Genomic DNA, 22309 nt, shown 5'->3' with positions numbered 1-22309 from the left:
ATTGGTGTCTTCCAACAAAAACTTCCAGGTCAGGTGGCAAATTATTTAATCTGTATTCATGCTTCCCGTAGGGCGACATACCTGTGGTACAAAAGGCCAGAACTGAAAGCAATTGTATAGTATCAATAATGTATTGCGTTGATTAATCGGTCACGGGTGCGCCCTGTTACAAACCAGGTTTATTGAGAAGAATTAATAGCCGGGGAAGGCCCTAAAAAATAAACCCTGCCAGCGCGACGTAGCAGGGCTCCCACATGAAATTTCTGAAAAAACTACTTCAGGAAAAGGCAATGGCTGAAACCACATGGGAAAACAAAGTGACAACAAATATTAATACCAGTCAATACCACTTAGTGGTATTTTTAAACCGTCTGCAAAACCCAGCACATATATGACATTCCGGAATATTTCTGATTTTGGGATTTCGGGATTTTGAGATTTGTTAAGAAGGTTGCACTACATGAAATCGCAAAATCCCTAAATCTCCAAATCGCAAAATCCAAAACAGTGGTAATTTTAGTGTAACTATTAAATCATGCTCTAATGAAAAAGTTCATATCAATTCTTTGTTCAATCGTAATTGTTTCAATATCTGTTGCACAGGACCCAAAACCGGCCTCAACTGGTGTTACCTATGGTGCCGGTACCACTGCAACAGGCGCTATTCCGGTAAACGAGCTCGATAAAAATCTGAAAGAAAATAAATTTGAAGGAAAAGTATCCGGCAAAGTGGTTGACGTATGCCGTGAAAAAGGTTGCTGGATGAAAATTGAAAGATCCAACGGTGAAACAATGATGGTGAAGTTTAAAGACTACGCCTTTTTTATGCCCAAAAACATTGTGGGCAAAGAGGTTGTGGTAGATGGCGATGCATCTGTAAAAGAAATTCCGGTTAAACAACTGCAACACTATGCCAAAGACGCCGGCAAATCAGAAGAAGAAATCAAAAAAATAAAAGAGCCCAAAAAAGAATTGATGTTCATTGCCAAAGGCGTACTGGTACTGTAAAAGATTTCTGATTTAGCGATTTTGGGATTTTGTGATTTGTTAAGAAGGCTGCACCAAAAGAAATCGCAGAATCTCTAAATCTCCAAATCTCAAAATGCAGAAACGGGTTGTTTCTGATTTAGCGATTTCGGAATTCTGTGACAAAATATAACCTTATTGGATAATCGCAATCAGATTTTTTTTGATTAGAAAATACCCGCCGGCTATCCGGTTATTATTAAAGCCAAACCTTTATTGACTGTATAACCTTCCTGCCCGGTTGCATAGGTGAAAAAGTTTATTGCCCATGGGGGTTATTTTAAGCCTTTTGTAACACTTGTTCGAAAATTTTTATTAAAACCATCTTAAATTCCTGTTTTATTAAAAATTGATAGAGCCATAATTGGTTTCATCAATACCTTTGCGGCGACCGGGCATAATACTTGCTTATAGCGGGTGTTTGGAATTTGAAGGGTGGGATTAGATAACAAAATAAAACAACTTAATATGAACAGTAAACAGGTGTTATTTACAGGGCTTTCTTCCCTGTTACTTTTTTCATGCGTTAGCTCAAAAAAATATAAAGGCGAATTAGTACGATACGAACAGCTGAATTCGAACTACTCCAAATTGCAGGGCGATTTGAAAAGCTGTGAAGATGCAAAAGATGAATATGCCCGCAACAAAGCTGCTCTTGAAAATGAAATAGCCAACCTGAAAAAACAAAACGACTTTTTAAAAGAGAACAATACCCAGGCTTTGAAACAGCTGCAGGACCTGTCGGTAATTTCTTCTTCACAGGCCGAAAGCATTAAAAAATCACTTGACAATATCGGCGCCAAAGATGCCTATATTCAGGACCTTCAATCATCACTGGCCCGCAAGGATTCCTTGAATATGGCCCTTGTAATGAACCTGAAAGGCGCCATTGGCAACCTGGCCGATGAGGATATCAATATTAAAGTTGATAAAGGCGTTGTGTATATCGACATCTCTGATAAACTGTTGTTCAACAGTGGAAGTTATGATATTACTACACGGGCCAAAGACGTATTGGGTAAGGTAGCCAAAGTGTTAAAGAATCAACCTGATATTGAATTTATGGTAGAAGGCCATACCGATAGCGTAAAATTTGCCAAAGGCGTGTTGCTCGACAACTGGGATCTGAGCGTACATCGCGCCACCGCAGTTGTTCGTGTTCTCCAAAATCAATATGGCTTAAATCCTGCCCATATCGCAGCTGCCGGCCGTAGTGAATACTTACCGGTAGCACCGAACGATACGCCTGCCGGCCGTGCTGCCAACCGCAGAACGCGTATTGTGATCTTACCGCAGCTCGATCAGTTCTTCAAATTACTCGAAACGAAGAAATAGTTAGAAAAGTCCGGAAGTCCGAAAGAAAGAAATTTTTAACCGGGTGCTTCTTCCTGACTTTCCGACTTAAATTATACAGCCATCTGTCGCTAACGGCAGATGGCTTTTTTTTGTGTAAGTCCGAAAGTCAGAAAAGTCCGAAAGTTGCGAAGAAGGATATATTTACAGGGCGCTTCTTTCTGACTTTCCGACTTTCGGTCTTACGGACTTTCTTAAGTGCTTTTACTTAGTTGCTGCGCAATCCTGTTTAATTTTAATCAACAAAAGGCATAATTTTTTTTGATTCAGATTGAAAGTAATATTTTGTCTGGCGGCAACATTTTTTTGGGCATGATTCGTTTGAGTGATGAATCCCTGAGTTAAACTGCTGGCTGGTAGTTATGAGATATATCAGATGGATCATTATTGCTGTACTTTGTATAGCCGTTGTTTTGCCCGAATGCGTGGCAAAGGATGATCCTTTTTCTGTAACTGCCCGGCAGGGTGTTCTTGATTTGCGTAATGTAAATTTAAAAGAACAATCGCACGCTTTAAATGGTGAATGGGGCTTTTTCTGGCACCGCCTTGTACAACCGGGCGATACAGCCACTGCGCCGGTTTTTATCCAATACCCTTCGTTATGGAAGAACAATAGGCTCAACGGACAAACATTGTCCTCACAGGGCTATGCCTCCTATAAGCTCACTGTTTTATTACCACATCACCGTCCGTATCTGTCCCTGCTTGTACCCGATGTATATTGTTCATACCGGTTGTTCATAAACGATTCGTTATGGCTGCAAAACGGCCTTCCCGATACTTCCGCCGATAAAGCAGTACCTTTTTGGAGCACCCAAACCATAGCACTTCCTTCAAATGCCGATACGCTGCACCTGCTTTTACAGATTGCCAATTACTGGCATACCAAAGGCGGCTCCTATAAAGAAATGATCATAGGTGAACGGGACAAACTGTATTTGCAACTGCAGCGCGATAAATCGTATGACCTGCTGTTGGCAGGCTGTTTGTTTATGGGCGGCCTGTTCTTTTTTGGATTTTTTACTTTCGGAAGCCGGGACAAAGCCATTTTGTATTTTTCGCTGTTTTGTATTGTGTACAGCTACCGCATGATTGGCACAAGTTTGTATGTGCTGCATTCGGTATTTCCTGATTTAAGCTGGTTTGTAACCATTCGCATTGAATACCTGTGCCTCACGTTGGCTGTTGCTTTATTTGCCCGATACTTTGCATGCGTTTACCCCAAAGATGCCAACCGTACAATAGTAAATACAGTAGTGTGGCTTTGCCTGTTGTATTCGTTAATTATTGTAGTAACGCCTCCGCTCATTTTCACCAAAGGCATTGTGCCGTTTTTGGGCATCATGTTCCTGTACATAGGGTTTGCCTTTTACATATGCATCAGAGCCGTTAAATACAAACGGGTGGGTGCCTTCTTTGCTTTACTCAGCTGTGGCGTTTTGCTGGTGGTGTTTTTAATCATCAACCTGCACTATTTTGCAATTGTCGCCACCTCAAAATGGATTGTTTTTACCGGCTACGTTTCGTTTTTCTTTTTACAATCGCTGGTTTTATCGCATCGCTTCGCCTTTACATTGAAAAAAGCGGCCGAAGAAGCACAACAGGGGCTAAAAGCAAAAACGGAATTTTTGTCGACCATGTCGCACGAAATACGCACTCCGTTGAATGTGGTTATTGGCATGACTCACCTGTTGTTGCGCAATACCCCCCGGAAAGACCAGGAGAAAAACCTGAACGTATTGCTGTTTTCGGCCAATAACCTGCTGGCTATTGTAAACGATATTCTCGATTACAATAAAATTGAAGCCGGTAAAATAAATTTTGAAATGATACCAATGGATATCGGGTTCATTGCCGATAATATTGTTAATGGACTAAGCAGTAAGGCCGAAGAAAAAAATGTAACCTTAAATGCCGAAACCGATGCCCGTTTAACGAAGAAAATAATAGGCGACCCTACCCGTACCAGCCAGCTGATTTATAACCTGGTGCAAAATGCCATTAAGTTCACCGAAAAGGGTTCAGTATTGTTAAAAATAACTATCGAAAAGATAACCGATACCACCGCTACCATTACAATAAGCGTAACGGATACAGGTATTGGTATTGATCCCGAAAAACAGAAGCTGATCTTTGATCGCTTTACCCAGGCCGATTCATCGACCTCGCGTAATTATGGTGGTACCGGTCTTGGCCTGGCCATTACGAAACGCATACTCGAATTGCAGGGTGTTGAATTGCAGCTGAAAAGTGAACCAGGCAAAGGGTCGGTTTTTTATTTTACCCAAACTTTTAATTTAAGTAACGAACCCGTAACGCCAAACGGAGACGCCGATAAAAAAACTATTTCAGAAAAGCAATTGCAGGGTATTTCGATATTGGTGGTTGAAGACAATCCTTTTAATGTTATGGTGGCTCAGTCGTTGCTTGAACGAAGCGGTGCTGTTGTAGAGGTAGCCTCGAATGGAGAAGAATCGTTAGGGAAGATAAAACCCGGTAAATATAATATCGTGCTGATGGACCTGAACATGCCCGTTATGGACGGGTACGATGCCACCCGTAAATTACGCGAGCGGGGCGAAACCCTGCCGATTATTGCATTAACGGCCAGCCTGCCGGCCGAAGTTGAAAAAGACGTACACAGCGCCGGCCTTACCGATATAGTGGTGAAGCCTTTCAACCCCGAAGAGTTGTTCAGGGTTATTTTGAAGTACGTGAAATTATAAATGGTTAGATGGTTTGATTGTTATACCGCTCAATTTACAGGTTGCTGATTTTTGAAGGAATGCCTGTAATTTGGAAAGCCAACAATCAAGCCATCTTATTCGGTCACACTCTTCTTCTTCAACGCTTCCAGTTTCTTCTTTCCGTACGAGAACCGGGTAATGATCACAAACAGCACCGGTACAATAAATATCGATAACATAGTGGCCGATAACATGCCGCCGAAAACGGTCCACCCGATGGTTTTGCGGGCATTGGCGCCGGCGCCGCTGGCAAAGGCCAGGGGCAGCACACCTAATATAAACGCCATGGAGGTCATGATAATCGGCCGCAAACGCAACTTAATAGCTTCCAGCGTAGCGGCTATCAGCTCCATACCACGGTCTACACGTTCTTTGGCAAACTCAACGATCAGGATGGCGTTTTTAGCCGCCAGTCCTATCAGTGTTATCAGACCCACCTGTGCATATACGTTATTAGTGAGTGATTTGGACAAGGTAAGCGTAAGAATGGCGCCGAAGGCGCCGATCGGTACCGCCAGCAAAACAGAAAAGGGAACCGACCAGCTTTCGTACAAAGCTGCCAGAAACAAAAACACGAACAATACCGATAAGGCAAATATGTAAACGGTTTTTGAACCCGCATTGATCTCTTCACGGCTTAAACCCGAAAACTCATAACCATACCCTACCGGCAATACTTTATCGGCCACCTGTCGCAATGCTTCAATGGCTTCGCCACTGCTATAGCCTTCTTTTGAACCGCCGTTCACTTCGGCCGATCTGAACAGGTTGAAATGCTGAATCAGTGGTGCACTTTCGGTAATGGTATAAGTGGTAAGCGCGCTTAACGGGATCATTTCACCCCCGCTGTTACGTACATAATATTTTTGCAATTCACTAATGTCGCCCCGGAATGATGTATCGGCCTGTGCCACTACACGAAAGTTGCGGCCATAAATATTAAAATCATTTACGTAACGGCTGCCTAAATAGGTTTGCAGGGTATTGAACACATCGGCTATCGAAACGCCCAGCTTTTTACATTGTTCGCGATCAACATTTAACTGGTAACCCGGCGTACGGGCTGTGAAAAATGAAAATGCCCGGTTGATCTCTTTCCGTTTATTGGCTTCGGCAACAAAGGTCTGCACTACTTTTTCGAATGTTTTAATATCATCGGTACTTTCGCGTTGCTGCAGTTCAAAAGTAAAACCGGCTGTTTGTCCGAGCCCGGGAATAGGCGGCGGCGGAATAACAACGATATTGGCATCTTTAATAGCCGCCAGCCTTTTTTGCAATTCAGCGATAACACCATTTATCTGCTGCGATTTTTCTTTTCTGTCGTCCCATGGCTTTAACTGCGCAAATACGGTACCGCTGTTCGATTTCGTTGAAAATGTTACCACGTTCAACCCGGCCAACGCTGCATAATGTGCTACGGCAGGCATGCTGCTCAGTGTTTTTTGAATGGTCGTCAGCACTTCAACACTGCGCGATGTGGAAGATGCTTCGGGTAATTCATATGTTATGTATATGCGTCCTTCGTCTTCGGTTGGAATAAATCCGGTAGGTTTATTTTTGAATAGTAAAAAAGTACCAATCAATAGGCACAGCAGCAGTATAACCACATAGCGGGCGCCGCCGATGAATTTTTTTACACCCCGGCTATAGGCAAAAGTGGTGCGGCCAAACCATTCATTAAATAAATAGAAAAGCCGGTTCACGCCTTTGGCTTCTTTATTAATATGCGAAGGCTTTAATAACAAAGTACAAAGAGCGGGGGTTAATGAAAGGGCAACAAATGCCGATATCAGCACCGATATGGCGATGGTGATGGCAAACTGCTGGTATAACCGGCCTACAATACCCGGAATAAATCCAACAGGTACGAACACCGATGCCAGTATCAGCGCAATAGCTATTACCGGTCCTGAAATATCCTGCATGGCTTGTTTGGTAGCTTCTCTGGCCGACATTTTCCGTTCTTCCATATTATGTTGTACCGCTTCTACCACAACAATAGCATCATCAACCACAATACCAATGGCCAGTACAAATCCAAACAGGGTAAGCGTATTGATGGTAAAACCCAGTGGAATAAAAAATACAAACGTGCCTATGATCGAAACCGGAATAGCCAGAACAGGTATCAGGGTGGACCGCCAGTTTTGTAAAAACAGAAATACTACCAGCACTACCAGGCTCAATGCCTCGAGCAGGGTAAAAACGACTTCTTTAATGGAAACCTTTACCACCGAAACGGCTTCGAACGGAATTACATAATCCACATCATTTGGAAAAGAATGTTTTAATCGGCTCATTACATCGTATACACCCTGTGCAGTTTCAAGGGCATTGCTGCCGGGCGCCTGGTAAATGAGCAGGTACGAAGCTCTTTTGCCATCTACGAACGAATTGCTGGCATAATTGAATTTACCCAGCTCTACCCTTGCCACATCTTTCAGGTAAACAATAGAGCCGCTTTGCGGGTTAGATCGCACAACAATATTCCTGAACTGATCTGCCGAATTCAACCGGCTGTTGGTAAACACCGTGTACTCAAAAGCCTGAATCGATCGCTGTGGAGGCGCTCCAACCGAGCCGGCGGCGATTTGCAGATTCTGCTCCTGTAATGCCGCTATTACTTCATTGGCTGTAATGCCTAACTGCGCCAGTTTATCGGCCTGAAGCCAAATGCGCATACTAAAATCATCGGCACGGGAAAATACATCGCCTACGCCTTTTACCCGTAACAGGGCGTCTTTAACATATATATTGGCAAAATTGTCGAGGAAGGGAACGGCGTGTGTGCCACCGGGTGAAAACATGGCTACCAGCATTAATATACTGGGGTTGCGTTTGCGAACGGTTAGCCCAAGTCTTTTTACATCATCGGGCAAAGCGGGGGTGGCTACGCTCACGCGGTTTTGTACATCAAGCGCTGCAATATCAACATTGGTACCTACTTCAAAGGTTACATTCATAGTGGTACGGCCATCGCTGGTGCTGTTACTTTGCAAAAAGGCCATACCGGGGGTACCATTTACCTGCGTTTCAACGGCTGTGGTTACTGTTTGTTCAACAGTTTGTGCATCTGCCCCGGTAAATGCGCCGGTTACCTGCACAACTGGCGGTGTAATGTTAGGATATTGCGCTATGGGCAAATCGTTCATCGCCAGCAAACCTGTCATTACAATAACAATTGAAATCACTATGGCGGTTACCGGTCTTTTTATAAATGTATTGGCGATCATATTGCAGCTTCTTGAATAAATTCTAAAAAACTCAATGCCTTACATCGATCATTAATCGAAATTTTTATTTTGCCGGCGCAGCTGCGGCTGCATTTGCATTAGGTTGCTGACCAATGGTAACCGCTGCTCCTTCCTTTAATTTCTGCAGCCCTTCGGTTACAATCTGGTCACCGGCATTCAATCCATCGTTTACAATTAATTTATCGCCGATCTTAGCACCCGGCAATATTTTTTTCTGATGCACTACTTTACCATCGATGAGGTATACAAAATATTCACCCATTTGCTCCATCACCGCTTTTTGCGGTATAAGCGTTTTTTCGGTATTGGCATTGTTCAGTATTTGTATATTGCCCGTCATGCCGGCTTTTAATAAATTTTCTTTATTTCCAAACAGCAGGCGCGCTTTGATGGTGCCCGTTTGCGGATCAACGGCGCGGTCAATAAAGTAAATATGCCCGGTACCGGGGTATTGTTGCTGACCGGGAAGTATCAGTCTGAATGTTGAATCATGTGCATCGGGCGTTTTCTTTTGAAATTGTGCAAACCGGTAAAGGTCTTTCTGATCAAAAGCAAAATCAACTGCCATAGGGTCATCTGAAGAAATGGTGTTCAGCAAAGTTTGTCCGGCCGAAACGGCTGTACCCAGCTTTGCCTGCGATATGCCAATGGTGCCATCAAAAGGAGCATATATAGTGGTGTACCGTAAACCGGTTTGAACACTTTGTACATTGGCTTTAGCTGCATCCACCTGTTTTTTAGCGGCTTCGAGCGCGGCATCGGCATAGTCAACCTGTTGTTTGGCAATAGCATCGTGTTTTTCAAGCTCATGATAGCGATCGGCATCTTTTTGTGCTTTCATCAGGTTGGTTTGCTGTACCTGCAAATTCGCCTGTGCCTGCTGGTAATTGGCTATATATTGCTGACGGTCTATTTCATACAGCTTCTGCCCTTTTTTAACGCGGTTGCCATCTTTAAAGAAAATGCCGGTGAGGTATCCGTTTACCTGCGGACGCAGGTCAACCTGGTTCAGCGGGGTAACTGTAGCCGGATACTGATCGTAATAAGACGCTTTACCGGTTGTTACCGTATACACACTAACGGCAACGGGTGGCGGGGTGGCCGGCTGTGTGTTTGCTTTATCGTCGCTGCACGACGATAAAAGGCTACAGGCGCCGGAAACCAGAATAGCTAAGTATGGCAGTTTGTTCATATGCATACGCTTTTTTAAATCAGTACGTCAACGTACCCAATGCTTTTTCAACATCTATTTTGCTTGATAATAGCTGGTATAGCGAATTGTAATAATTCAGTTGGGTGGTGCGCAGATCGGTTTCGGCAATGATCACTTCGAGATAAGTTTTAACACCTGCCTTGTATTGCAACTGCAGGGTATTATATACATCAGTCGCCAGTTCGAGGTTTTCTTTCTGCGCATAAAAATCGCTCAGGTTGCTTTTATAGGCGGCCATTGCCTGGCTATACTGCGTATTGATGTTGTTTTTCAGATCGGTCATCTCCCATTCGCTTCGCTTTAGTTGTAAGGCGGCCTGCCTTATATTTAAGGCTCGCTTGCCACCCTGAAATAGCGGCCATGCCAACTGCACGCCAATGAAAGAGTTGGGATACGACTGACTGTACAATTTTGAAAACTCGTCATTCTGGTATACCAGGTTATAGGTGCCAAAAGCCGAGAATGAAGGTATGTAGCTCCATTGATTATATTTTACGTTGGCCTGCAGCAATCGTTGTTGTGTTTGTAATTGCTGGTATTCTATTCTGTTGTCGTATCGTATGGGCTGCAGGGTATCAATGGCAATCTCTTTTTCCATACGGGTAGTATCATATGAAATTTTTAATGACTCTTCGGCCGGATAACCCATTTGCTGTTTTAGTAAAGCGTACCGGGCACTGAGTTGTTCCTGTGCCGCCTTGCGATCGGCCCTGGCATTGTTTAAAGAAATAGTAGCCCGTTTGTAATCGGTTTTATCTGCAATACCGCTCTGGTATTGATAGTAAGCGTCTTTTAAACTCCGGTCGAGCCGGGTAATGGTTTCGTCAAGCACCTGAATTTGCTGACGGGTTAGCAGCACATCATAAAAAGCCCTTGAAATGCCGGCAACAACGTCGATTTTATTGGCGGTAGTTGTTTGGCGGGCCTGTAACCGAACATCTTTTGCGGTGCGACTGGCCAGTAAAACATCGCGGTTGAAAATAGTTTGCGTTAAAGCCAGTTGTGGTGTAGAAACGTTGCGCACACCGGTTTGTATTTCGCGTTTGGGACCTGAAGGGTTGTTAAGATCGGGAAAAATCGAAACCGGCATTTTCAGGTAATGCTGTATGTTGGCATTCAGGTTCAGCTGCGGGTACCAGTCGGCCAGTTTGTTCTTAATAGTTGTTTCGGTAATCTCTTCATCTATTTGCGAGGCCCTGATGGCTGGTTGATGTTCTAATCCATATCTGATACAGCTTTGCAACGTTAGTTGTGCAGCGCTATCAGTTATTGCCTGTGGGTATAGCATGGCCGGGTACAGCAGTAATAGCAAAAAAATAGCATATACACCTTTCATAGAACGTGTAATAACGGGTTAATGAATGAAGGCTACAGACTTTGGGGCAGGAGGGTAGGAAAACGGCTATTAAAATTATTCGTTAATAACAAACCGGCCCGGTTAAAGTTGTTGAGCGGTTATAAAAGGGCATAAAAAAACCGGTTCATTAAACTGACCGGTGCAAAGGTAGTATCAAATCGTATATATCAGGGATTTAGCCAGGCAAAAACAATTCCGGCTGCAAATGCCTGAATTAAGCCATATGCCAGCCAGGTAAGTATCATGGCCAATGAAACGTCAATAGCACTAAATGTTAGCCAAAGCACGGGTAACATGGCTACGATGCCATATACCAGCGCCACTTCAAGCGCCCGCAATACCAGGTGACCGCTAAAAATGCCTTTGTACCGTTCCCAAAACCACTTTAAGCCAAAGCTCAATACAAAAGGATGCGCAAAGAACATCCAGTCGGCCTGGCCGGCCGGTCTGAAAACCGGGCTCAGGTATTCCTGGGTAATGCCGGGAAAAAATTGAATGGAGCCATAAATCATTCCCAGGCTTAACAGCAATAAAACTATTCCGGCTGTAAAACCGGCGATCAGTGCTTTTTTCATAATATCTATTCAACGGTTTTAAAGAACAACTGAAAATTTACTTTGATTTCTTCTTCTATCCTGATAAATCCTGCCAGTTTGCGGGGAGGCGTTAAATTAAAATCAGAAAAGGTTAATGTTTTAGTGCCGTTCATTTGGATAAGTCCGGTATTGGTTGGGTTGGCAATAAAGTCGATGGTGGTTATTTTTGATATACCTGCCAGTATTATTTCAACTTTTCCTTTCACCTGTTGCCGGTTACGTGTATCAAATATATCCATGCTGATGAAGTGAATTTTTAACCAGCGGTTTTGATCGGCTTTTAATGTTTTTCTGAAGTCGCTGGTGATGAACCGCTGGTGGCAGTCGAACCCATTAATATCTACCGTAAGGCAACTGTTGGTGAATATATATTGTTTGGCGGCTTCATTTTTATAATAATCAAGTGTATCGGCTTTCAGATATTTGATTACTTCACAACGGAACGAGGTTACATTCGACCTGCCTTCGATATTTATCGAGCTGTTGCTTTCAACCACCCACCGGTTAACAGCATTATTGTTGTTAATGGTGTTGGGTGAAATAAGCAGAAAAAGCAGGTGAAAAAATAATACGGTTTTCATAACCTCGAATAATTTAATCGGCTAAAGAGCATGCCTCATACGCTGTTTGTTACCTGGTGCAAATAAAGAGGCCGGGGCAAGCACCCCAGCCTGGTTTATTGATTGAAGTTAGAATCCAACACTTGCGGCAATTACATAGCCTGAGAATTTGCCACCGTTGCGAATATCGGAGCCGGGGAAGTCGAAATATTTTTGCTGAACGTATTCACCTTTCAACAGAATATTTCTTGTAATAAACCAACCGGCGCTGCCAACAATGCGTTCTACTGTAACGTTATCATCAAAGCCTTGAAGTAATCCTTTTACTTTGTTATAACGTGCACCCACAAATAAGTTTTCAGAGGGTCCAAACCGGTAAACACCATCTATAGCAAACTGGCGCATTTTTCTTGAATAAGTTTCTGTATTGCTTCGGCCTCTTGCTTTTTCGATAGTACCAAACAATTCAACACCACCTACTTTCAGGAATCCATTTACCTGAACAGCATCGATTTTTTTGGTAAAGCCGGGATTTAAGCGACCTGAGAAAGCATTTGTACTGTATGAACCTGATGCTGGTTCCAGCACCATAAAGTAGTTAGAACCTGTGCGGTCGCCACCATATAATACGTTGCCGTTTTTGCCTGAGCTGCTGTTGTGATAGTAAGAACCTGCAAGGCGAATGCGTACGTTATCGGTTACCTGTCTGTCGAAAGCGCCTTTGAAATAAACAGACGGGCTTTTGTGCAAATTATCGTCCTGTGGAGTTGCTGTAACGGAATCGATATTACCTTTTATCAAACCATTGGTAAGACCAATCATACCAAGGAAACCATATTTCTGAACATATACTTCACCACCGATTTCTGTACTGAAGGCATCCATGATATAGTTTTCAATGAATGGGTTGTAAAATGTATGACCACCATCTGATCTGCGGAAGTGCTGGTCGCCATAGTTGATTTCCATATGACCCACTTTAATGGTTGTTACACTCATGATTTGGTCCCATATTTCGCCTTTAAAAGGAAGTTTGTCGATTTGAATATAACCGCCTTTTACCCATGTTTCGTTATGGTGACGTGAAGACAGATACGATGTAAGGTTCAACCTGATGCCTTCTGCCAGTGAAACGTCCATGGTTAAATTAGCTTCAGCTGTATTAAAACCTGGAGTAATGCCATATAATTTAACGGTTGAATTTTTTCCGTAGCTGTTTTCGTGTTTCAGCCCCTGAAATTCCTGGGTAAATCCTCCGCCAAAGCGAACTTTTACACCGGTAAATGGCATAGGTGTTTCTTTTGTTGTTTCGAATACATTAATGCCTCTTTTGTCATTGTAACGCATATAAGGGATGCTGTCGCTGAACTGTGCCTGAGTGACTGCAGGCAGAATACATACTGCTGCGATGAATGTTTTAGAAAGCCAGGTAAAATATCTCATAGTTTTAAATTTTTTTGTTTAAATAAATTTTGGTTATCGGCCTTTGAACAGAAGATTGAATTTTACAGTGATGTCGTCACCGGTTTTGATTGTGCCAAACATGATGCTGGGCGGTGTTACATTATAAGTTGTCATTTTAAGTTTATACGAACCGTTTACTGATATGCTTTTGTCGGGATTTACGATACAGATCGCCGTTACATCAACATCTTTGCTTACACCACTTATAGTGAGCCTGCCTCTTGAGTTAACCTGGTAGCCATTGCCAACCGGTTTAATGGCAGCGGTCAGCGCGGTGAATGTGATGGAGTTGTACTTGTCGGTGTGCATGGCCTTGTAGGCATTATTATCCATGGCTGTGTGCTCGCTTTTAAGGCTTTCAACAGGCATGGTAAACGTTAGCGACGATAAACCGTTTATTGATCCGTTGCCATCTGTAACAAACACAGCAGTGCTGCTTCCCTTTTCGGCTTTCATTTCCCAATCGTGGATGTTGGAGGTACCTTCGATTGAAATTTTTACAGGGCCTGCGGTTTGATACGTGATTTGTGCATTAGCTGTATTTAATACACTCAAGCCATATATAATAAGGATGGCAACTATTATCCTTATTGCAAGCCGTGTATTTTTAGTTAAGCGTTTCATGATCTTCTTTTAATTATTTGCTGATATTGTGTGTTCGTTTGATACAGCAAAACTATATTCGACCGGGAAGGCTGCACCTGACTATAGTCAAACAGGCGCATGAAGCTTATCATTTTAGCAGGTAGAAAAAATCATGTGTGCAGGAAACAACAGGCAATTGACAAAAGGCAACATCCCAAACCAAAACAACAGATAGCTTTATAATATTAAGAGTAAACCCGGGTTAAGAAGCTGAGAACGAACTGAACAAGGCACAAAATTTTTTGTAATAAGGGATCACTTTATTTTTGTATCATAATTAAAACATACAACATGAAATGGGCAGGACGGCGCGAAAGCACCAATGTTGAAGACCGCAGGGGTATTTCGGGCGGCGGGTTGGCCGTTGGCGGTGGTATAATTGGTGTAATTGCCATTTTAATAAAGCTTTTTTTAGGGGGCGACGTATCTTCTATTCCTGAAGTGGCGCCTTCGGCTCCGGCACATGAAATGACTGCCGGGGAAAAGAAACTGGATGATGAAAGAGCCAGTTTTGTAAAAGTGGTACTGGCAGATACTGAAGATGTTTGGGGCAAATTATTTGCCGATCAGGGAAAAACCTACCAGGATCCCACGCTGGTGCTGTTCAGAGATGCCGTTCAATCGGCCTGCGGAATGGCCGGCTCTGCTACCGGACCTTTTTATTGTCCCGGTGATGCAAAGCTTTATATCGATTTATCTTTTTTTGAAGACATGCAAAACAAATTAAATGCACCCGGCGATTTTGCTATGGCCTATGTAGTAGCGCATGAAGTAGGTCATCATATTCAGAATTTAAATGGTACCAGTGAAAAGATGGCCCGTTTGCGGCAATCATTAAGCGAAGAAGAATACAATAAGTATAGTGTTAAGCTTGAATTGCAGGCCGATTTTCTGGCAGGTGTTTGGGCCCATCATGCCCAACGTATGAAAAATATACTCGAAGAAAACGATATTGAAGAAGCGCTGAATGCGGCCAACGCAATTGGCGACGATCGCCTGCAAAAAGAAGCCCGCGGGTATGTGGTGCCCGAATCATTTACCCATGGTACCTCGCAGCAACGCGTGTACTGGTTTAAAAAAGGCTTCGAAACAGGCGACGTTAGCCAGGGAAATACCTTTAAAGACCCCTCATTGAATTGATTTAAAACTGGGATTGAAGGGATTAAGGGATTATTGGGATTTTGGAATTTGATTAAATCAAAAATCCCAATATCCCAGATATCCCAATTATCTCAGTCCAGTGCTGGCATTATTTTTTAATTCATACAGGTATGAAAGCCTATGTAATTATAACAATGCTTAACGTGCTGGCCTGCAACAATTCATCAAATAACAACCTGCTGGTTCACAACAGCCAAAAAACCGCATTAAAAGATACTCAAACGGCGATAACTGAAAAAATTGTTAAGGATACCACCAAATTAGGTGGGCTATGGTTTTTGCAGCCAATACTTGCTTCGGATACTGCTACAGGTAAAATACCCCGGCTTGCATTGAATTTGTCGACAAAACGGTTTACCGGAAATACAGGTTGTAATAATATGAACGGCACTTTCGATTTTACCGATAGCACGCTTACTTTTAACCAGCGTATTGTTATTACAAAAATGAATTGTGTAGGATATAATGAAAAAGCCTTTCTCGAAAATCTGCTGCGCACTAATAGCTACAGGCTACAGAACGGTATGTTGATATTAATGTTCGATCAAACAGAATTATCACACTGGACACGAAAGGTGATGCCAAAGCCGGTTTCGAACAAAACCTAAGCTGTAAAGTATATTTCTTGATTTTGAAATTTAGAGATTTTGGGATTTAATAATACTGCTTGTGCCGGAGTTAATCTAAAAATCAAAAAATTCCGAAATCAGATGGGCTTGCGTAAGCCTATGGGTTTTATCTGGTCAATTAAAAATGAGCTCAGGAACAGCCAGCTGCCGCCAACACAAAAACCAGCCAGCACATCGGTAAAATAATGCACCCTTAAGTAAATACGGCTGAACCCGATAAACACCACCAGCAGTAACACCAGCAACAGCAATACCCACTTTAATACAGGATGAGGTTTTTCTTCTTTCCAGATAATTAACATTAATAACCCGTAAAAGCATACGCTCATAAATGAATGGCCACTGGGGAAACTAAATCCACGCGCCGGTTCCAGCAAGGGGGTAAGCGGACGATGCCGGCTGAATAATAACTTCAGTCCAAGCATGATCAGCAGGCTGCTAAGTGCAATGGCGCTGATCTTTATTGAATGCCTCGATTTTTTACGCAACAGGAAAAAAACACACAGTATAACATTGGCCGGGATCAGAAAATAATGTGATCCGAAAAAAGTAACAAACTCCATCACTTTGGTGGTATTGTCGCTTACCAGCGAATGCGCAAAGGCAAATGCTTTTTCATCAGCTCCTGTTTTATCGAGATAAAAAACACGATAGGCAATTAAAAGAAAAGCAAAAAGACTGATAGTAAAAACGGCCAGTATAATGACCAGTTCTTTTGATAATAAAACCACTTTGTCGGCTACCTTTCTTTCTTCGGGCGACAGATGTGTTTGTGACATACGTAGTGTGTTAATTCAATCGAGACGTTAATATATAAATATTTAGGCGTTTAACAAATCTTAAAATTTACTTAATAAAATTATTGTACTAAACAAAATGAAAATGTAGAAATGATCTATATGCAGCTACACTTCTGCATGAGTGTAGAAATAATTCCAACAATTTGCACAGGATGCTTTGAGTGTAAAGGCTAATTATCCCAAATCGCGCTATGGCAAAATTATTGATGCGTTACCCAAATTGTTTTATTTAAACTATTAATTCAAAAATCAATTTTATGAAAAACATCTTTTTTGCATTGATAATAATAATGCTTGCCGGCTTTGTTGCCTGCGATACGCCGCAACCAACTACAGGTAGTTCAACCGACAGTACAACAAACAATAATAAAACCGATACAACAGGCACTATGCAGAGAGACACTACGCAGAAGCCATAATTGAATTCATCGCGAGGATACAACGCGCCACTCAATTGATTAATTATTAAAACATGATATTTTATGAAAGTGCAAACACAAAAAATGGAATTTCTGGTAGATGGAATGCCCTATGAAGTAAAGGCAACCCCGTTTCAGTTTAACGACGAAACAAGGTTTCGCGTAAGTTTTAACGGTAGCCCTATTTATATATTTGTTTGGGATTCTGAATTAAAACGCCTTACCGCTATTGGCGATGGCACCGATTCTATACCGGTTAATCTCGAAGATGCGATATCGGGACATTTGTTGGGAACATTTGCGTGAACGTGAATGGTAGGTAGCAGTAAAAGTATCATTCACGACTCAGCGGCTTTACTTACCTGCAACCAGTCCCGGTAAATGAACACAGCCCTGATCTCAGAATAAGAAAACGCATCACCAAGCTTTTCTTTTACAGGGGCTGTCGACGATGTTGGCGGATTTATTTCTTCAAGTGCCTGAAGAATCATGGCTATTTTATCTTCAGGCACTATTTCTTTTATGTCAATTTCACCGGAGATAATAAATGAAGCCAGATGGGTTTCAATGGTAGATTTGGCAAGATTGCGCAGTTCAGCTATTTCGGTAATGGTTTTTCCTTCCCTGAACATTTCAAGACTGGTGCGATGCGAATCGCCCTTTTTGGGTTTGGCTGTAATTTTTTCTGTTTGCTCAACTACTTTAATTTCTTCCGACTTTTTTTGTTCTTCAACCAGTTCAAGCAAAGCGGTTGTATTTATTCCTTTTAATAGTCCCTCGGTAATTTGTACCGCCTGTTTTAATTGATGCTTTTTACGTTCAGGTAATAAATATAATTGCTGCAGGGCGGTAACATACTTTCTGACCTTCGTCTTTATTTTTATTTCGTTTATATGGCTTTGTATAGCCGCAGCTGTTTCATCCATGGCATTTATAAACCAGGTGCTCGCTGCTGTAACCCGCTGGTGCAAATATTGAAAACCATCCTGCGGGGCGGCCGTCAATAACTGATCGAGCTGCCTGGTAAATTTTTCGGCCATTTCCTGTTGTTTTGCAACACTGTCTAATACCCCTTTTGCCCATATTATGCATTGATTTTTATCGGGCAGCGTTCGACCTTCATACTCATCATAATGCATTTGAACGGCATCTGTTAATTTAATCCAGTCGAAGGTTAACAGTAATGAGCGTGCAATAAAAGTTTTTTGTTCTTCCTGCAGCTCCTGCTCCAGCTGATCTTCTTCCTTTTCCAAACGGGTAAATTCAATCACCCGTTCATCGGTATTAATGCAATGCGGTTGAATACGGGAGTAAAGAATTAATCCCTGCAGCGAAGTTAAACGGCTTAATGCAACATAAACCTGACCGGGAGCAAAAGAGGCGCCGGCATCGATAATGGCTTTTTCAAAAGTAAGTCCCTGGCTTTTATGAATAGTAATAGCCCATGCCAGTCGAATGGGATATTGTTTAAAGGTGCCTACTTCTTCTTCATCTATCTTATCTTTTTCATTATTGTACTGATACCTAATGTTTTTCCATGTTTCTTTTTCAAGCAACATGTCGTACTCATCGCCGGGGAAACGAACAAAAATATCGTCTTTGCCGATTTTTGAAATAGTGGCAATTTTTCCGTTGTAAAATCTTCGCGATTCGCCTTTATCGTTTTTGATGAACATTACCTGCGCCCCTTCTTTCAGTTGCAGCCTGTCATCGGCCGGTAAAGCCCTTTCATTAAAATCACCCTTTAGTTCTGATTTGAATTCATATAATTTTCCCGGCAGTTTGTTCAGTTGGTTCTGGTTGATGGTATCTGCTTTGGCATTATGAGTGGTAAGCGTAATATATGGCTCATTATCGGGCGATTCGTATCCGGGCAGGTAATGCCGGTGCAGGCGTTCAAGGTCGGCATCAGTTGTTTGGTTGTTGCGGATATTGTTAAGCACATTGATGAAATCCAGTTCGTGCTGGCGGTAAATCTTTTTTAATTCAAGGTATAATGGTGGCTTTTGTTGTATTACCTGTGCATCGAAAAAGAACGGACTTCTGTAATGATGTTTCAGCGTTTCCCATTCTTCGTTGTTTACCACAGGAGGCAGCTGAAACAGATCGCCGATGTATAATAGCTGCACACCGCCAAATGGTTCAAACAAGCGTTTTCTGAAATGACGTAAAATGCAATCAATTTCATCCAGAATATCGGCCCGCAGCATACTTACCTCGTCAATGATGAGTAATTCAAGTTGCTGTAGTAATTGCCGTTTATCGTTATTGAGCCGCAGGTTTTTTAAAAGCGTATGCGGTGTGTTGAAGTTATTGTTGCTGTTCCAGCCACTATGCTGACCGGGTATAAATGAGCCAAAAGGCAATTGAAAAAAAGAGTGCAGGGTAACACCGCCTGCATTAATAGCCGCCACGCCTGTAGGCGCTACCACCGCCATTTTTTTGAAGGTATTTTCCCGGATGTATTTAAGAAAAGTGGTTTTACCTGTACCCGCCTTACCGGTGAGAAAAATATGACGGTTTGTTTGATTTACAAACCGAACAGCCAGCTGAAAAAGATGGTTAGATGTATCGGTAGAAAATGCCATGACGCCTCACTTTGAGGCAAGATAAGTAATGCGGGTAAAACGTCAATTATTTTATGATATTAAGCAAGTTTGCCAATCGCGAAAGAATTGAGTTTAAAATCAATTGATTAGAATAAAAAGATTCGAGTCACAAAATGTTACCTCAGGTTAAAAGCCTTAAAATGCTTAAGGGTCACAATTTGTGACCTTAGACAGTAACTAATTTTTTGCGGTGTGAATCGCTTTATACCCGCATGGCAGAAGAAATATATTACATATTATATAATATATGCAATTCGGCTTTTTATTGTGATTTTTAATATGATCAGCGGAGATTTTTTGAAGAAAGGAGGAGCTTGTGTCAGGTTTTTAGACCAAAAAGAAGAAATTTTTGCCTTTTTATATGATTTAGATCATAAAAATGTTGGAATAATAAAAATAACTTCTATTTTAGCAGAGGCAAATAAAAAAAGCCACCCGTAGAAACGGCTGGCCTCTAACGATTGCTTGCCATATGAAAAAAGAGTTAAATCTGCTTGCGTTTTTGAATACAGTATACTAACTTGCCGTATTCTTTTTGAGCCTCTAATGATTGCTTTTTCACTAACGATTGCTTCCCATTATCATTTTGCTCATTTGCTGAATCAAAAGTAGGATGTAAATCCGTACCTTTCAAAACATCTTACTACCGGTTTAATTACGCCAAAAGCGTGAAAGAAATCCTAAAACCCTTACCGGTATTGAGTTTCAGGCAAATTTCATAATTATGTCCAACCGATTTACAGACGCGTTGTTTCAATTGGTTCATTCACTGGAGAAGTCGGAAAAAAGGCATTTTAAACTTTATATAAAAAGAAGTTCGGCTAAGGAAGACTTGAAAATCATACGGTTATTTGATGCGCTGGATAAGTTGCCCGAGTATGACGAAAAGTTGTTGCTTAAAAAGCTTCCGGATATTCAAAAACCGCAGCTGGCCAATATAAAAACACATTTATATAAGCAGTTACTCGCAAGCCTTAGGCTGTTAAAAGCTACCGAAAATATTGATCTTCAACTCAGTGAGCTTCTCGATCATGCACGCGTGCTTTACAATAAGGGATTAAAACTGCAAAGCCTCAAGATTCTTGAAAAGGCTAAGGAAATCGCACGCTCCAACCAGAAATTTAATTTTCTGGCCCAGGTTATTTCCCTTGAAAAAAAGATCGAAACCCTTCACATTACCCGCAGTTCAACCGATAAAACACGTGAACTAACCGAAGAGGCGCTTGAAATCAGCGGCCATATCGACCGGGTTACCAGGTTTTCGAACCTGGCACTCCTGCTTTACCGCTGGTTTGTGCTCAATGGTCATGCCCGCAACGCATCCGATGAGCAGGACCTGAAAACCTTTTTCAAAAATTACCTGCCGGGTGATGTTGATGCAGTTAACGGTTTTTACGAAAAGTTATACCTGTACCAAAGCTATTGCTGGTACGCGTTTATTCAGCAGGACTTTTTAATGTACTACCGGTATAGCCAAAAATGGATCGACCTGTTTAACGAGCAACCCCTGATGAAGGAAGTTGAAACAGGCCACTATGTGAAAGGCATGCACAATTTGCTGAATGCGCATTTCGACCTGCGTAACTTCAAACAATTTGAAATTACCCTGCAGCAATTTGAAGAGTTTTCCAAAACCCCGGTAGCCAATCACCACGATAATTTCAGGATCCACACCTTTATTTATATTAACAGCGCTAAAATTAATCAGCACCTGATGCAGGGAACTTTTCGCGAAGGATTGGCGCTGGTGCCTGAAATTGAAGAAAAGCTGATGGAATACGGGCTGTTGTTTGTTGACCAGCACCGCATTCTGGTATTCAACTATAAAATTGCTACCCTACATTTTGGCAACGGCAATTACGAAAAGTGTATCGATTACCTGCAAAGGATCATCAACGGTCCGTTAGACCTGCGCATCGATTTGCAATGTTATGCCCGCCTGCTGCACATGATGGCCCATTTTGAAATGGGTAATTATGAGCTGATGGAATCGCTCACCAAATCGGTTTACCGGTTTATGGCCCGCATGAAAAATTTAACGGTAGTAGAAGAAGAGATGTTCCGGTTTTTGCGAACATCGTTTTATGTTAGCCCCCGTGAAATGAAACCCGAGCTGGAAAAATTTCTGAATAAGATCAAACACCTCGAAAAGAACAGGTACGAAACAAGAGCCTTTGCGTACCTGGATATTATTTCATGGACAGAAGGTAAAGTGTTTGATAAACCGATGCGTGAAGTAGTTTATGAAAAATACCTGAAAAGCAAGCATCGTAAAGCGAAGGAACCGCAAAAACAGAAAACGGCCTCTTAAACAGGCTGTCAGGAATATGTTGCAGGTTACAGGTTTCGTGTTATAGCGAACCTGTAACCTGTTCTTTTTTAAGCCCCTTTCAATTATTCAGCCATACGCTTCAATTTAGTATATCCCTGTACGTAAAGGCATTTAAAGTATTTATAAAACATTATATTTAATGGC

18 protein-coding genes are annotated in these 22309 nt (G+C 42.0%); 9 read left to right on the top strand and 9 right to left on the bottom strand.

What is annotated here, in order from left to right; all coding sequences use genetic code 11:
• Nucleotides 1-543: 543 nt before the first annotated feature.
• The 3 genes from AC59IL_RS10460 (at nt 544) to AC59IL_RS10450 (ending at nt 5105) form a co-directional block, all read left to right on the top strand.
• A complete protein-coding gene (locus AC59IL_RS10460; RefSeq protein WP_496552067.1) occupies nt 544-1008 on the top strand; it encodes a DUF4920 domain-containing protein in 465 nt (154 codons plus the stop codon).
• 486 nt (nt 1009-1494) lie between these two features.
• Nucleotides 1495-2361, top strand: coding sequence for an OmpA/MotB family protein (locus AC59IL_RS10455; protein WP_496552066.1), 867 nt, complete (start codon nt 1495-1497; stop codon nt 2359-2361).
• Between the two features lie 380 nt (nt 2362-2741).
• A complete protein-coding gene (locus tag AC59IL_RS10450; RefSeq protein ID WP_496552065.1) occupies nt 2742-5105 on the top strand; it encodes an ATP-binding protein in 2364 nt (787 codons plus the stop codon).
• Between the two features lie 95 nt (nt 5106-5200).
• On the opposite strand, the gene AC59IL_RS10445 is transcribed toward AC59IL_RS10450, so the two are convergent.
• The 7 genes from AC59IL_RS10445 to AC59IL_RS10415 form a co-directional block, all read right to left on the bottom strand.
• Nucleotides 5201-8359 (bottom strand): efflux RND transporter permease subunit, encoded by a 3159-nt coding sequence (locus tag AC59IL_RS10445; RefSeq protein ID WP_496552064.1) that lies wholly within the window; start codon nt 8357-8359, stop codon nt 5201-5203.
• A 64-nt stretch (nt 8360-8423) separates the two neighbouring features.
• Nucleotides 8424-9572: an efflux RND transporter periplasmic adaptor subunit gene (locus AC59IL_RS10440; RefSeq protein WP_496552063.1), complete on the bottom strand. Its 1149-nt coding sequence runs from the start codon at nt 9570-9572 to the stop codon at nt 8424-8426.
• A gap of 19 nt (nt 9573-9591) precedes the next feature.
• Nucleotides 9592-10929 (bottom strand): TolC family protein, encoded by a 1338-nt coding sequence (locus AC59IL_RS10435; protein WP_496552062.1) that lies wholly within the window; start codon nt 10927-10929, stop codon nt 9592-9594.
• Between the two features lie 188 nt (nt 10930-11117).
• Nucleotides 11118-11525 carry a hypothetical protein gene (locus AC59IL_RS10430; RefSeq protein ID WP_496552061.1) on the bottom strand — a complete coding sequence of 136 codons (408 nt, stop codon included), beginning with the start codon at nt 11523-11525 and terminating at the stop codon, nt 11118-11120.
• 5 nt (nt 11526-11530) lie between these two features.
• Nucleotides 11531-12127 carry a hypothetical protein gene (locus tag AC59IL_RS10425; protein ID WP_496552060.1) on the bottom strand — a complete coding sequence of 199 codons (597 nt, stop codon included), beginning with the start codon at nt 12125-12127 and terminating at the stop codon, nt 11531-11533.
• A gap of 108 nt (nt 12128-12235) precedes the next feature.
• The gene (locus AC59IL_RS10420; RefSeq protein WP_496552059.1) at nt 12236-13549 is read right to left on the bottom strand and encodes a hypothetical protein; all 1314 of its coding nucleotides are present in this window, start codon (nt 13547-13549) and stop codon (nt 12236-12238) included.
• Nucleotides 13550-13582: 33 nt separating this feature from the next.
• Nucleotides 13583-14194, bottom strand: a complete 612-nt coding sequence (locus tag AC59IL_RS10415; protein ID WP_496552058.1) for a YceI family protein — start codon at nt 14192-14194, stop codon at nt 13583-13585.
• Nucleotides 14195-14506: 312 nt separating this feature from the next.
• Between AC59IL_RS10415 and ypfJ the strand changes: the two genes are divergently transcribed.
• Nucleotides 14507-15355 (top strand): KPN_02809 family neutral zinc metallopeptidase, encoded by an 849-nt coding sequence (ypfJ, locus tag AC59IL_RS10410; protein ID WP_496552057.1) that lies wholly within the window; start codon nt 14507-14509, stop codon nt 15353-15355.
• A gap of 131 nt (nt 15356-15486) precedes the next feature.
• Nucleotides 15487-15984: an META domain-containing protein gene (locus tag AC59IL_RS10405; RefSeq protein ID WP_496552056.1), complete on the top strand. Its 498-nt coding sequence runs from the start codon at nt 15487-15489 to the stop codon at nt 15982-15984.
• Nucleotides 15985-16082: 98 nt separating this feature from the next.
• Here the strand turns inward: AC59IL_RS10405 and AC59IL_RS10400 are convergent, their stop codons facing one another.
• A complete protein-coding gene (locus tag AC59IL_RS10400) occupies nt 16083-16784 on the bottom strand; it encodes a phosphatase PAP2 family protein (RefSeq protein ID WP_496552055.1) in 702 nt (233 codons plus the stop codon).
• A gap of 278 nt (nt 16785-17062) precedes the next feature.
• On the opposite strand from AC59IL_RS10400, the gene AC59IL_RS10395 reads away from it, so the two are divergent.
• Nucleotides 17063-17224, top strand: a complete 162-nt coding sequence (locus AC59IL_RS10395; RefSeq protein ID WP_496552054.1) for a hypothetical protein — start codon at nt 17063-17065, stop codon at nt 17222-17224.
• A 63-nt stretch (nt 17225-17287) separates the two neighbouring features.
• The gene (locus tag AC59IL_RS10390) at nt 17288-17530 is read left to right on the top strand and encodes a hypothetical protein (RefSeq protein ID WP_496552053.1); all 243 of its coding nucleotides are present in this window, start codon (nt 17288-17290) and stop codon (nt 17528-17530) included.
• Nucleotides 17531-17562: 32 nt separating this feature from the next.
• Here AC59IL_RS10390 and AC59IL_RS10385 read toward each other — a convergent pair whose 3' ends face one another.
• Entirely contained in the window at nt 17563-19812 is a 2250-nt protein-coding gene (locus AC59IL_RS10385; RefSeq protein WP_496552052.1) for a helix-turn-helix domain-containing protein, read from the bottom strand.
• Nucleotides 19813-20025: 213 nt separating this feature from the next.
• Between AC59IL_RS10385 and AC59IL_RS10380 the strand changes: the two genes are divergently transcribed.
• Both AC59IL_RS10380 and AC59IL_RS10375 read left to right on the top strand, forming a co-directional pair.
• On the top strand, nt 20026-20274 hold the full coding sequence (locus tag AC59IL_RS10380) for a hypothetical protein (protein ID WP_496552051.1): 249 nt from the start codon (nt 20026-20028) through the stop codon (nt 20272-20274).
• A gap of 283 nt (nt 20275-20557) precedes the next feature.
• Nucleotides 20558-22144, top strand: coding sequence for a C1 domain-containing protein (locus tag AC59IL_RS10375; RefSeq protein WP_496552050.1), 1587 nt, complete (start codon nt 20558-20560; stop codon nt 22142-22144).
• Nucleotides 22145-22309: the final 165 nt, after the last annotated feature.

Source organism: Niastella sp. sgz303648 (genome assembly GCF_059587045.1).
The sequence above is the reverse complement of the archived record's forward strand: the minus strand, read 5'-3'. Positions and strand labels throughout refer to the sequence as shown.